This window comes from Bartonella sp. 11B, assembly GCF_002022625.1.
Lineage (GTDB): Bacteria > Pseudomonadota > Alphaproteobacteria > Rhizobiales > Rhizobiaceae > Bartonella > Bartonella rochalimae.
The window spans coordinates 1219437-1232574 of the sequence record NZ_CP019783.1; the positions used below are offsets into that span (position 1 = coordinate 1219437).

Consider the following 13138-nt stretch of genomic DNA (forward strand, 5'->3'; position numbering starts at 1 on the left):
AACATAAATTACAACAAATCAACTTAATTTAAAATTGAGTACCTATATGAAAATTATATTTCAAAGGTGGAATTTGATATAGAAATTTAGGAAAATATGATGCAACAAACCGAATAATAAACCAACTTACAAAACTTCCTAAAACCACACCAGCCAAAACATCAAAAGGATAGTGTACACCTGTAAAAACACGTCCCCAACAAATTAATAACAAAAATATCAATGCAAACTTAGAAGCAATTTTGTATCGATACAAATAAAGATTAACAAAGTAAGACACAATAACTAATGCATGATTACTTGGAAAAGAAGCTGTTTCCCGATGTTTAATAAGAGGTCGCATCAAACCTGCAACAAATGGACGTGGACGATAATAAATAAGAGAAATAATATAACCTATAATAAGAGCAACACAAATACTAAGACCAATACTTAAAGCAACACGCCTTTCCGTACATCCACCACAAAACCATAATACACAAAGATGTATAGGAATAATATAAATTAAAAACTTTGCACAAATGATACCAAACCAAACAAAAATCAAATCCATTTGATTACTCTTAGCAAGCATTTCGAAAAGTGCTATATCAATCTGGTGTAAAACGTTCATTCTTATCTCACTTAATATATTATTATCTTCCTATTATATCATTTTTTACTAAAGGAAACAGTAATATGATAAAGTTAAAGTGAAACGCAAAATGTATAAAAAATATCCCAAGACTCAATAAATGATATTTTTTGTAAACACTAACTTGCTATTTTTAAAGATAAGCTGTAAATATTCAATGTTCATTACCGGTATTTGGCTGGGGGTTGAACGGAGGGCTGGGAAAAACCAGTGGGAATATAATAATTCCGGCCTCCTGTGTCTCCGCTCTCGAGTGTCTCGAATACAAACGCGCCCTTTCTTCTTTGGATTTTCCAATAAAGACAAGTCGCAGAGGCTTTGCGCCAAAACTAGTAGAATTTAATTGAAGAAAGGCAAAATAATGGCTCTTTATGAACATATATTTCTTGCCCGACAAGATATTGCACCACAGCAAATTGATGAGCTTTTAAAAACTTACAAAGGCGTTATCGAAGCGAATGGTGGAAAAGTTGGGCGTGTAGAGAATTGGGGTCTTCGTTCTCTTGCTTACCGAATCCGCAAAAATCGTAAAGCTTATTACGTATTGATAAATATTGACGCTCCAGCATCAACAATTGCTGAACTTGAGCGTCAAATGCGTATTAATGAGGATATTTTGCGTTATATGACTGTCCGCGTAGAAAAACATGAAAAAGAACAATCGACAGCACTTTCAGGCCTCAACCGTGATAGCTTCTCTAATCAAAATGAAGAGAAAGCTCAAAATCTGCACCGTCAACATGAAAATCCAACAGGAGGAATAGCATGATGACTGATATTCAACAAACTTCGATACGTCGTCCTTTTCATCACCGCCGTAAAACATGTCCATTTTCGGGTGCAAATGCTCCTAAAATTGATTATAAAGATATCAAGCTGTTACAGCGTTATATTTCAGAGCGTGGGAAAATTATTCCTTCGCGCATCACAGCTGTTAGTCAGAAAAAACAACGTGAATTAGCAAATGCTATTAAGCGTGCTCGTTTTCTTGGCTTACTTCCATATGTTGTCAAATAAATTTTAATTTATTATGTAGCCAGAATTTTTTCTGGCTACTTATTCTTTTTCTTTAATACTTTACAAAACATATCTTAATTATAATATATCCAAAAAAGTTGGGGTATTATATACCTCTAACTGCAAAAGGCAGGACAGCGATCAATGAAAGATTCCTATTCTTATAAAACAATAATCGGCGTTTTAGCAGGACTGTTTACTGCTGTTATAGGGATGGCAATCATCAATGTTTCAAATATCATTCCCTATTGTTCTCTTTTTTTAGGTTGTTTTATTTCTCTTCCAATCTTTATCGCAGCATTTAGATATGGTACATTACCTAGCCTTATTGCTTTAATTAGCGCTACTTTTGTTCTTTCCATAACCAATAATATTTATATTGGTTTTAGTTTTATGTTGTTGTTTTTTCTTCCTGCTGTTTATGCTTCTTGGCTCCTTGGATTTGCACAACCAGTACAAACAATACAAGAAGAAAATTCGTTGATGTGGTATCCATTACCACCAATTATTTTTCTTTTAACAAATTTTATTGCCTGTATATCAACTTTTATTGGAATTTATATTCAAAATCATCCATCTTCTCCTATTATTGCAAAGCAAATTACCGAGAATATAGTACAGACTATGCGACAATCGCAGTCTATAAACGAAACTAATATTCTTTCTTTTACTGAACTTGTAATGACACATACAGCAACTCTAACAGCAGTAATATTGACCGTTTACAGTTTATTGTTTTTTATTGCAAATCTTTACTTTTCAATGATGATAGCACGCCATATAAATTGTTTGAAAAGACCTCGTGATGATTGGAAACAAAATTTCCGCCTTCCAATTTGGGGACTTATCATTTTCATTTTTGCTTTTATAGCCGCAATGATTGAAACCAATTCTATTTTAAATTTAGGCGCAAATGTTTTTATCACTGCCTATACATTTATCATATCAATTACTGGTCTAGCATATCTCCATAATATTACAAAAGAAATAAGTGGTCGAACGATAATATTATCTTTTGTTTACATTGCTATTTTAACTGTTATTTTTACTGTACCTATTTCTTTTATGCTGCTGCTTATGGGCATTTGGGCAACCATTCAATATAACAGCCAATCACACAAATCTCACTAATTGATTTAATTCGAAAGGAAAAACTATGGATATCATTTTGCTTGAACGCATCACTCATCTTGGTCAGATTGGTGATATTGTCTCAGTTAAAAATGGCTATGCGCGCAATTTTCTATTACCTCAAGGTAAAGCTTTACGTGCTAATGAAGCCAACAAAAAGCACTTTGAAACACAGCGCGCACAGCTTGAAGCTCGTAACCTTGAACGCAAAAACGAAGCTCAAAAAATTTCTGAAAAACTTGATGGACAATCATTTACTATTATCCGTTCAGCTGGTGAAACAGGACAACTTTACGGTTCCGTATCAACACGTAATATTGCTGATATTATAACAGAGAATGGCTTTTCGATTGAACGTAACCAAATTGAACTTAATCACCCTATTAAAACCATCGGTCTTCACACCATTTCTCTCAGCTTACACCCCGAAATTCAAGTTTCTGTAACAATTAATATTGCACGCTCAACTAGTGAAGCGGAGCGTCAAGAAGCAGGTGAAAATCTGACTTCTACTGAAGCAATATATAGTACTCAAGAGCAACCATTAACAAAAGAAACTGATAACCATGTAGAAAACAATCTTAATGAAGAAAGTCACAGTTAATGAACATCTTTTTCTTACTCAACTGTTTGTTTTTTCTTCTCTCCCATTAAAATTGGTATATCATGATAATATTTAGCCGAAAGGCTAAATATTATTAATAGGAAGATTGTTATGGAAGAAACCGGCATCTCTAATCTGATCCCTCAGCAAAAAGAAGAATCCACCTTTTTTCGGCAGATGCCACATAATATTGAAGCTGAACAAGCATTGCTTGGCGCGATTCTTATTAATAACGATGCACTTGATCGCGTGTCAGATTTTTTAAAATCAGAACATTTTTTCCAACAATTACATCAACAACTCTTTGAAGTTGTATCACAAATTATCAAAAAAGGAAAACTGGCAACCCCTGTCACTATCAAACCTTTTATTCCAGCTGAAGAAAAAATTGGAGATATTACTGTATTTAATTATGTTATTCGTTTAGCTAAAGAAGCGGTAACAATTATTAATGCTGAAGATTATGGACGAGTAATTTATGACCTTTTTATCCGACGTTCCTTGATTAATCTTGGAAATGAAGTTGTCAATACCTCATTTGATGCCCCTTTAGAATTGACACCAATTCAACAAATTGAAAAAATCGAGCGTGATTTATTTCAGCTAGCAGAAAAGGGAAAATATGGTGGTGGATTTGAGAGTTTTGATGAAGCTATTAAAAAAGCTATTGATATGGCAGGAATAGCAAAAAAGCGATCTTCACGATTATCAGGTATTGCTACTCACATAAAAAAGCTTGATGAACAAATGGGAGGATTACAGCCTTCTGATTTAATTATCATTGCAGGACGTCCTGGTATGGGAAAAACTGCTCTTGCTACCAATATTGCTTTCAATATTGCTAATACTTATAACTGTGATACAAAAAAAGAATCATCGCCAGACAATGAGGGGGGAATTGTCGGATTCTTTTCGCTTGAAATGTCATCAGAACAACTTGCAACACGTATTATTTCTGAGCAAATAGAGGTCTCTTCTTCTAACATTCGTCGAGGCAATATCTCAGAAGAACAATTTGCAAAATTATTACGCATAATGAATCGCCTACAAAAAGTTCCACTTTATATTGACCAAACGGGTGGCATATCGATCACACAATTAGCTGCACGTGCACGTCGCCTCAAGCGACAACACGGTTTAGATGTTTTGATTATTGACTACATACAGTTAATGACAAGCAATTCAAAACGCTCATCTGAAAGTCGCGTTCAAGAAATTACAGAAATCACCACAGGATTAAAGGCTTTAGCTAAAGAGCTTAATGTTCCCATTATTGCTCTTTCACAGCTTTCACGCCAAGTCGAAAATCGGACAGATAAACGTCCACAACTATCAGACTTACGTGAATCTGGTTCAATTGAGCAAGATGCGGATGTTGTTATTTTTGTATATCGTGAAGAGTATTATCTCAAAAATGAAGAGCCTAAGATAGGAGGTCCAGAACATTTAAAATGGCAAGCATCAATGGATGAAGTTTTTGGAAAAGCTGATATTATCGTAGCGAAGCAACGCCATGGACCAACAGGCATAGTCAAACTCTCTTTCCAAGCTGATTTCACACGCTTCAGTGATCTGGCAGACAGTAATTATCTTCCAGAACAATATGGTTAAACCATTATGGTACGTAATCGTCTTCAATTTATTTGCCAAGATTGTGGCACAGTTCATTCACGTTGGGCTGGAAAATGTCACTCCTGTGGAAATTGGAATTCTCTTACTGAAGAAGGTACAAATAGCGGTGTAGGAAGTGGCCCTCCTAAAAATATTCGTAAAGGTCATATAGTTACACTTACATCTCTTTCTGGAGATATCGAAAATGTTCCGCGTATCCATTCTGGCATTGCTGAGCTTGATCGTGTTACCGGAGGTGGTTTTGTCCGTGGATCAGCATTACTGATTGCTGGCGATCCAGGCATAGGAAAATCAACATTACTAACACAAACAGCAGCAGCTTTATCGCAAAAAGGGTATAATGTCATCTATGTATCAGGTGAAGAAGCTATTACACAAATTCGCTTACGTGCACAAAGACTTAATGCTACAAATACAGCAGTTCAACTCGCTGCTGAAACTAATGTTGAAGATATTCTAGCAACTTTAAATACACATAAAAAACTTGATATGGTCATCGTTGATTCCATTCAAACTTTGTGGTCAAATTTAGCAGATTCAGCACCTGGAACCGTAACACAAGTCCGCATCAGTGCTCAAGCAATGATCCATTTTGCAAAAAACACAGGAGTTTCTGTTGTTCTTGTTGGTCACGTCACAAAAGATGGACAAATTGCTGGACCTCGTGTTGTCGAACATATGGTTGACGGAGTTTTTTATTTTGAAGGTGAAGGTGGACACCATTATCGAATTTTAAGAACTATGAAAAACCGCTTTGGACCAACGGATGAAATTGGCGTCTTTGAAATGTCTGATAGAGGATTACGGGAAATTTCTAATCCATCTGAATTATTCTTAGGTGAGCGTAATGAAAAAGCGCCAGGAGCTGCGGTTTTTGCAGGAATGGAAGGTACACGCCCTATATTAGTAGAAATTCAAGCTCTTGTTGCTCACTCTTCGCTTGGTATGCCACGGCGTGCTGTCGTGGGATGGGATGGGAATCGTCTTTCGATGATTCTAGCCGTATTAGAAGCTCATTGTGGTATCCGCTTTGGACAACATGATGTCTATCTTAATGTTGCAGGTGGTTACCGAATATCAGAACCTGCAGCTGATTTAGCAGTTGCAGCAGCTTTGGTATCTTCTCTTGCAAACATCCCTCTTCCAACTCACTATGTGTATTTTGGTGAAGTCAGCCTCTCAGGAGCAATCCGTTCCGTTGCACATTCAGGACAACGCATTAAAGAAGCAAAAAAGCTAGGATTTCAAGGAGCTTTTCAACCTATAACAACAACAGAAATAATAAAATCACAAAATTTTCAACAACATACATTCTCTGATCTTCCTGAATTGATTGCGGCTATTACTTCAGATGAAAAACGCTCTGTACTACAAAAAATAATTAAAGAGAAAATTCCATAAAACGCAAAAGATTCTTGATATAAAAATAGAAAGTCGACATAACCAAAAATCAAAAATATATTTCTATACATTTTTATACTGATTATAACGAAATGCAACGCATATATCATATATAAGGAATCAAAAAATGAGTGTAACAATTCTAGACGGTATTGTCGTAGTAGTTATCCTATTTTCTTCTTTTCTAGCCATGCTTCGCGGTTTCTCACGTGAAGTGTTATCATTCATTTCCTGGATAATTGCAGCAGTTTCAACATTTTATTCATTTAAACTTATATTACCCTTCACTGAACAATATCTCTCGAATAAAATGATAGCATTGGTTATCACATTTTTCATGATTTTTATCACTGTTCTTGTCATTACTTCTATCATCACTATGAAAATTGCTGATTTTATTATTGATAGTCGAATTGGCGCACTTGATCGCACCGTTGGATTTATTTTCGGAGCATTTCGTGGCTTATTAATCGCTGTCATCAGCATACTGCTTATTAATGCACTTGTTAAACCTGAACAACAATCCGATTGGCTAAAAAATGCACAAACAAAACCTATGTTAGATTCACTGAGTAAAAAAATAGCAGAAATGATGCCAAAAGATCTTGATTATACCTTTGAAATAATAGAAAAATTCTTTAAAAAAGATGACACCTCAGATAATTAAATTACAAATATTATTAGACGAATTAACGATGCTCTTATTCACAGAATAAGAAATGGTTTTATTAAGAATGAGCTTTAAATCATATGGAGTCTATGATATCGGCTATTTCTTACGTCATAACTGAAAGAATATGATGACAAAAATCGACGTCTCTTGTCAGGAATTTTCGTTAGATGACGATACACTTCATGAAGAATGTGGGGTATTTGGTATCCTTGGACATGAAGAAGCAGCAACACTGACAGCTCTTGGGCTACATGCGTTACAGCATCGTGGACAAGAAGCTGCAGGGATTGTTTCTTATCATAACAAGATGTTTCACCAAGAAAAACATTTAGGTCTTGTAGGTGATCACTATACAGATTCCGCAACATTAGCTCGCCTACCAGGAGATCGTGCTATTGGACATACCCGCTATTCAACCACAGGTGAAGTAGCATTACGCAATGTACAGCCTCTTTTTGCAGAATTAAATGCTGGAGGCATTGCTATTGCTCATAACGGCAATCTAACAAATGGCCTCACATTACGCCGTGAATTAATTGCCTCTGGTGCTATCTGTCAATCAACATCAGATTCTGAAGTCTTTCTCCACCTTATTGCTCGCTCACGCCATGAATCATCATCCGATCGCTTTGTTGATGCTATTCGGCAAGTAGAAGGTGGATATGCTATGTTAGCATTAACACGTACTAAACTAATTGCCGCACGTGATCCAACAGGCATTAAACCACTTGTTATGGGTGAGCTTGATGGTAAACCAATCTTTTGTTCAGAAACCTGTGCTCTTGATATTATTGGAGCGAAATATATTCGTGATGTTAAAAATGGTGAAATCATTATATGTGAAATACAAAAAGATGGTCAAATCACTACAAAAATTATTAAACCAGAAATAGAGAAGCCAGAAAGGCTTTGTCTTTTTGAATATGTCTATTTTGCCCGTCCTGATTCAATTGTCGGAGGACGAAGTGTCTACGTAGTCCGAAAAAATATGGGTATACATTTAGCACGAGAAGCACCTTGTGACGGTGATGTTGTGGTTCCTGTTCCTGATGGGGGTACGCCTGCAGCAATTGGTTATGCACAAGAAATTGGAATTCCTTTTGAGTTGGGCATTATTCGTAATCATTATGTTGGTCGTACTTTTATTGAACCAACTCAACAAATTCGTGCTTTCGGTGTTAAATTAAAGCATTCTGCAAACCGTTCTATTATTGAAGGAAAGCGTGTTATTTTAATCGATGACTCAATTGTACGTGGAACAACATCTGTAAAGATTGTAAGAATGCTCCGCAACGCAGGAGCAAAAGAAGTTCATATGCGTATTTCCAGCCCAATGATTTTATATCCCGATTTTTATGGTATCGATACACCTACAATTGAGAATCTTTTAGCTAATCAATATCCAAACCTACAATCCATGTGCAATTTTATTGGTGCTGATTCATTAGACTTTCTTTCAACTGATGGTCTATATCTTGCTGTTATAGGAGAAAAACGAAACAATTCTCATCCACAATTTACTGATCATTATTTCACTGGTCATTATCCTACACATCTTACTGATCAAAAAAGTACTCCAATAGTTCATAAATTGTCTGTCCTGAAAACAAGAAATTAATAATGATAAAATCTGATTTTGATCTTACTGGATGTGTTGCTCTTGTCACAGGGGCCTCTAAAGGAATTGGTTATCATCTAGCATTAGAGCTAGCAAAACGCGGCGCTCATATTATTGCACTTGCACGAACAATAAGTGGTTTAAAAACGCTTAATAATGAAATTAAAAAAAAAGGTGGTTCTGCAACATTAGTACCACTCGATTTGCATAATATGGAAGCCATTGATGAATTAAATGTATCAATTGACGAATGTTGGAAGTGGAAGAAACTTGATATTTTAGTTGCAAACGCTGCAATCCTAGGGACTCTTTCACCAATAGCTCATATCGAAAATGCAATGTTTGAAGACATTTTGCAAATAAATCTTACCAGTCAATGGCGTTTAATGAAAGCGGTTGAACCTTTATTGCTCAAATCTAATGCTGGACGTGCTATCCTTCTGTCATCAAGTGTTGCTCATTGCGCACGCGCTTCCTGGGGACCTTATGCAGCTTCTAAAGCCGCCCTAGAACTTCTTGCTCGTTGCTGGGCAGAAGAACTCAAACACACATCTATTAAAGTTAATTGCGTTAACCCAGGTGCAACACGTACTACAATGCGCGCACAAGCTCTTCCTGATGAAGATCCCCAAACCCTACCTTCTCCGCAAGAAGTTGCAGCAGAAATAGTCTATCTCTCATCACCTCACTTAAAAGAAACAGGAAAGCTTTTTGATGTTCGTAAAAAACGATTTATGAACTATCATATTCCTGATTAACCGTAATCTATATATACTACAAAACCAATTACAGCTTTTCTAGAACAAATACTTTACTTTTTTATAGCTAATTATAGAACTCTCTAATTATTCATTAGCTACCTATAATGTTTTTGATTTTTCCTTCTAAAGCAGCTTTTTTACTATAAGTCCAAGCACTATAGGGAAGAAAAGCCATATAACCAAAAGCTGTTATTAATAAAGTATACCACATATAAGTAGCCAGAAAACCAACATAAATAACAATAACTAGCATACATGGTATGACAATATCTCGCCTCAAATTATTACCTATTGTTTTTCCACTCCAAACTGGTAAACGACTTACTAAGAGAAAAGCAATAATCACAGTATAAAAACTAAAGAATAAAGCCCATCCCCAATTGGGGATTAAACCGACTCCCCCTAAATAAACAGGTAATAAAAGCATTAATGCACCTGCTGGTGCAGGAACACCAATAAAATAATTCCTCTGCCACTCTGGTATACCAGAATCATCTAGCATCACATTAAAACGAGCTAACCGCAAGCAACACGCAACACAGTAAACAAGCGCAGCTACCCAACCGACCTGATGAGCCTGAGTCAGTATAAAAGAATAAACAACAAGAGCAGGAGTAACACCAAAATTAATAACGTCAGCAAGTGAATCCATCTGCGCTCCAAAAGATGAAGTACCATCCATCGAACGAGCAACACGACCATCAGCTCCATCTAAAATTGCTGCCAAAAGTACTACCAAAATAGCTGATTCATAGCGATTCTCAAAAGCCAAACGAATACCATTCATTCCTGCACAAATTGCTAAAATAGTAATAATATTAGGAATAATATACCGCATCGGTATAGGTGAACGCTGCCGACGAGCAATATCACCACTTTGTCTTTCAGGTTCAAATGAAGAAAACGGTGAAGAATTTTTCATGTCTCATCCTAATCAAGTCTAAAGTCACTTACAGCAACGTCATCACCAAAAGAACCTAAAACTGTTTCCCCCGCAATTGCTATCTGACCAACTGCAACACGCAATTTTACATTAGCTGGCATATAAACATCAAGACGAGAACCAAAACGAATTAATCCAAAACGTTGTCCAGCAATAATTGAATCATCTGTTTTTTGCCAACAAGCAATCCGACGAGCAATCAATCCTGCTATCTGAACGACACCAATTTTTCCATGTTCACTATCAATCACCATTCCATTACATTCACTAAATTGACTAGCTTTATCAAATTCAGCATTAGAAAATTTACCAGGACGATAAACGATAGACTCTATTGTCCCACTCATAGGAACACGATTGATATGACATGCAAAAATATTCATAAACACAGAAACACGTACCATTTCTTGATCGCCTAATCCCAGCTCTGCAGGCGGAACACATGGCTCAACAAAAGAAATACGACCATCAGCAGGAGAAAGAACCCAATTCGAATTCACAGGTATCACTCGCTCTGGATCACGGAAAAAATATATACACCACATTGTTAGAACAAGACCACACCAAAACAATGGACTCCAGATTAAACCTAAAATGAGTGAAACGACAAAAAATGCTACAATAAATGGATAACCTTCTTTGTGAATTGGGACAAATCCATTTTGGACAGATTTTACAACAGTCATATAACTTCCTATTCATAGATAATTTAATAATTAATAAATATTTTTCTTCCCCCTATTTGTATATTTAATCAATCATTATACATACAATCAGCTACCATTTTATGTAATTTATTTATCACGATTAACAACACCTAGTTCATCCTCTTCACGCATTTTTCGTAATTTCTCTTCAGCTTGTGAAGCCTCAAGCTGCTTATTCCACATTGATGCATATAAACCTTTTTTGCATAAAAGATCAGCATGTGTCCCTTTTTCAATAATACAACCATTTTTAAGCACCAATATCTCATCTGCACCAACCACAGTTGAAAGACGATGAGCAATAATCAATGTTGTACGCCCGCTGCTTACAATATTCAATGCTTGCTGAATTTCCTGCTCTGTCGTTGTATCAAGAGCTGAAGTTGCTTCATCTAAAATCAGAAGTGGTGGTGCTTTTAAAAGTGTTCGTGCAATAGCTAAGCGTTGTTTTTCACCACCAGATAATTTAAGACCACGTTCACCAACTAAAGATTGGAATCCCTCTGGAAGCATTTCGATAAATTTCGACATCTGTGCCATTTCAGCAGCTTTGCGCATCTCTGCATCTGTAGCATTTGGGCGTCCATAATAAATATTATATGCAATTGTATCATTAAATAAAACTGTATCTTGTGGCACCATGCCAATCACTTCACGCAAACTTTTTTGAGTGACATCACGGATATCCTGTCCATCTATGGTTATTGCTCCCTCATTAACATCGTAAAATCGAAAAAGTAATCGAGAAATAGTTGATTTACCAGCGCCTGAAGGGCCTACGATTGCAACAGTTTTACCTCCAGATACTTCAAAATCAATATCTTTGAGAATTGGACGAGTTGAATCATAGGAAAATTTCACTCGATTAAACCGAATAGTACCGTGAGTCACCACAAGCGACTTAGCATTTGGTTTATCAATAATTTCTTGCGGAACATCCAAAAGATCAAACATTGCTTCAATATCCGTTAAACCCTGCCGAACTTCACGATAAATTGAGCCAATAAAATTCAATGGAATAGATAGCTGCATTAACAGCGCATTAATAAAGACGAAATCTCCCAAAGTTTGCGTCGCATAAGCTACTTCGTAAGCTGACATTAACATAAGAATTGTCATCCCAATACCAAAAATAAGGGCTTGACCAAAATTAAGCCAGCTTAAAGAAGTCCAAATCTTCACTGCAGTTTTTTCATAACCAGCCATAGAATCATCAAATCGACGCGCTTCTAGAGTTTCATTGCAAAAATATTTAACTGTTTCAAAATTCAACAAAGAATCAACTGCACGTGTATTTGCTTCTGTATCCGCCGTATTCATCTCTTTCCGAATACTAATGCGCCAATCACTTGCCTTAATTGTAAACCAGGTATACAAACCAACTGTTATCGTAACGACAAGAAAATAATACCACCCATAACTTATATAAAAAATAAATGCTGCTAGAATAAATTCTAAAATAGTTGGTATTGTATTAAGAATTGAAAATCGAACAACGGCCTCAATTCCCTTTGTGCCGCGTTCAATAATGCGAGAAAGGCCACCAGTTTTCCGTTCCAAATGGAAACGTAAAGATAATTCATGTAGATGAACAAAAGTCTTATATGCTAATTGGCGAATAGCATGCTGACCAACGGTCGCAAAAAGAGAATCGCGCAATTGATTAAATCCAGCCTGAGCAATACGCGCAACGTTATAAGCCAAAACTAATATGATAGGCACTACCCAAATCGATGAAGAAGACCACACAGGTATCTTAAACGCTATATCAAGTGCATTCGTAGCATACTTAAAGAAATATGGAACAAATACGAGAATCAGCTTTGCTAAAATAAGGTAAAATACCGCCCATACAACGCGCATTTTTAGATCAGATCGATCTGATGGCCACATATAAGGCCATAAGTTATAAAGTGTGCGTAGGGTCTGACCTGAAGCCGCTGACACTGTTTTTATGATTCTATTCTGTTTCATAAAATCTTGACTTCTTTATTACCCATTTAATACGCACAAGAAC

At 36.2% G+C, this 13138-nt stretch carries 13 protein-coding genes; 9 read left to right on the forward strand and 4 right to left on the reverse strand.

Annotation, left to right across the window (positions count from 1 at the left end):
• Nucleotides 1-28: 28 nt before the first annotated feature.
• Nucleotides 29-613, reverse strand: a complete 585-nt coding sequence (locus Bho11B_RS05230) for an undecaprenyl-diphosphatase (RefSeq protein ID WP_035007260.1) — start codon at nucleotides 611-613, stop codon at nucleotides 29-31.
• Between the two features lie 382 nt (nucleotides 614-995).
• Between Bho11B_RS05230 and rpsF the strand changes: the two genes are divergently transcribed.
• The 9 genes from rpsF to Bho11B_RS05280 all read left to right on the forward strand — a co-directional run bounded on the left by rpsF (nucleotide 996) and on the right by Bho11B_RS05280 (nucleotide 9468).
• Nucleotides 996-1403: a 30S ribosomal protein S6 gene (gene rpsF / locus Bho11B_RS05240; RefSeq protein WP_078673837.1), complete on the forward strand. Its 408-nt coding sequence runs from the start codon at nucleotides 996-998 to the stop codon at nucleotides 1401-1403.
• Nucleotides 1403-1651, forward strand: a complete 249-nt coding sequence (gene rpsR, locus Bho11B_RS05245) for a 30S ribosomal protein S18 (RefSeq protein WP_035007423.1) — start codon at nucleotides 1403-1405, stop codon at nucleotides 1649-1651. The genes rpsF and rpsR overlap by 1 nt, the downstream gene beginning before the upstream one ends.
• A 144-nt stretch (nucleotides 1652-1795) precedes the next feature.
• The gene (locus Bho11B_RS05250; protein ID WP_078673838.1) at nucleotides 1796-2782 is read left to right on the forward strand and encodes a hypothetical protein; all 987 of its coding nucleotides are present in this window, start codon (nucleotides 1796-1798) and stop codon (nucleotides 2780-2782) included.
• A gap of 25 nt (nucleotides 2783-2807) precedes the next feature.
• The gene (gene rplI / locus Bho11B_RS05255) at nucleotides 2808-3386 is read left to right on the forward strand and encodes a 50S ribosomal protein L9 (RefSeq protein ID WP_078673839.1); all 579 of its coding nucleotides are present in this window, start codon (nucleotides 2808-2810) and stop codon (nucleotides 3384-3386) included.
• A gap of 111 nt (nucleotides 3387-3497) precedes the next feature.
• Nucleotides 3498-4997: a replicative DNA helicase gene (locus Bho11B_RS05260; RefSeq protein ID WP_078673840.1), complete on the forward strand. Its 1500-nt coding sequence runs from the start codon at nucleotides 3498-3500 to the stop codon at nucleotides 4995-4997.
• Nucleotides 4998-5003: 6 nt separating this feature from the next.
• Nucleotides 5004-6419 carry a DNA repair protein RadA gene (radA, locus tag Bho11B_RS05265; protein WP_078673841.1) on the forward strand — a complete coding sequence of 472 codons (1416 nt, stop codon included), beginning with the start codon at nucleotides 5004-5006 and terminating at the stop codon, nucleotides 6417-6419.
• A 127-nt stretch (nucleotides 6420-6546) separates the two neighbouring features.
• A complete protein-coding gene (locus Bho11B_RS05270; protein ID WP_035007247.1) occupies nucleotides 6547-7086 on the forward strand; it encodes a CvpA family protein in 540 nt (179 codons plus the stop codon).
• A 133-nt stretch (nucleotides 7087-7219) separates the two neighbouring features.
• A complete protein-coding gene (gene purF, locus Bho11B_RS05275) occupies nucleotides 7220-8710 on the forward strand; it encodes an amidophosphoribosyltransferase (RefSeq protein WP_035007246.1) in 1491 nt (496 codons plus the stop codon).
• Nucleotides 8711-8712: 2 nt separating this feature from the next.
• Nucleotides 8713-9468, forward strand: coding sequence for an SDR family NAD(P)-dependent oxidoreductase (locus Bho11B_RS05280; RefSeq protein ID WP_078673842.1), 756 nt, complete (start codon nucleotides 8713-8715; stop codon nucleotides 9466-9468).
• 94 nt (nucleotides 9469-9562) lie between these two features.
• On the opposite strand, the gene Bho11B_RS05285 is transcribed toward Bho11B_RS05280, so the two are convergent.
• The 3 genes from Bho11B_RS05285 to Bho11B_RS05295 all read right to left on the reverse strand — a co-directional run bounded on the left by Bho11B_RS05285 (nucleotide 9563) and on the right by Bho11B_RS05295 (nucleotide 13095).
• Nucleotides 9563-10393, reverse strand: a complete 831-nt coding sequence (locus tag Bho11B_RS05285; protein ID WP_078673843.1) for a phosphatidylcholine/phosphatidylserine synthase — start codon at nucleotides 10391-10393, stop codon at nucleotides 9563-9565.
• Nucleotides 10394-10401: 8 nt separating this feature from the next.
• Nucleotides 10402-11100 carry a phosphatidylserine decarboxylase gene (locus Bho11B_RS05290; RefSeq protein WP_078673844.1) on the reverse strand — a complete coding sequence of 233 codons (699 nt, stop codon included), beginning with the start codon at nucleotides 11098-11100 and terminating at the stop codon, nucleotides 10402-10404.
• Between the two features lie 108 nt (nucleotides 11101-11208).
• Nucleotides 11209-13095 (reverse strand): ABC transporter ATP-binding protein/permease, encoded by a 1887-nt coding sequence (locus tag Bho11B_RS05295; protein ID WP_035007238.1) that lies wholly within the window; start codon nucleotides 13093-13095, stop codon nucleotides 11209-11211.
• Nucleotides 13096-13138 lie beyond the last annotated feature (43 nt).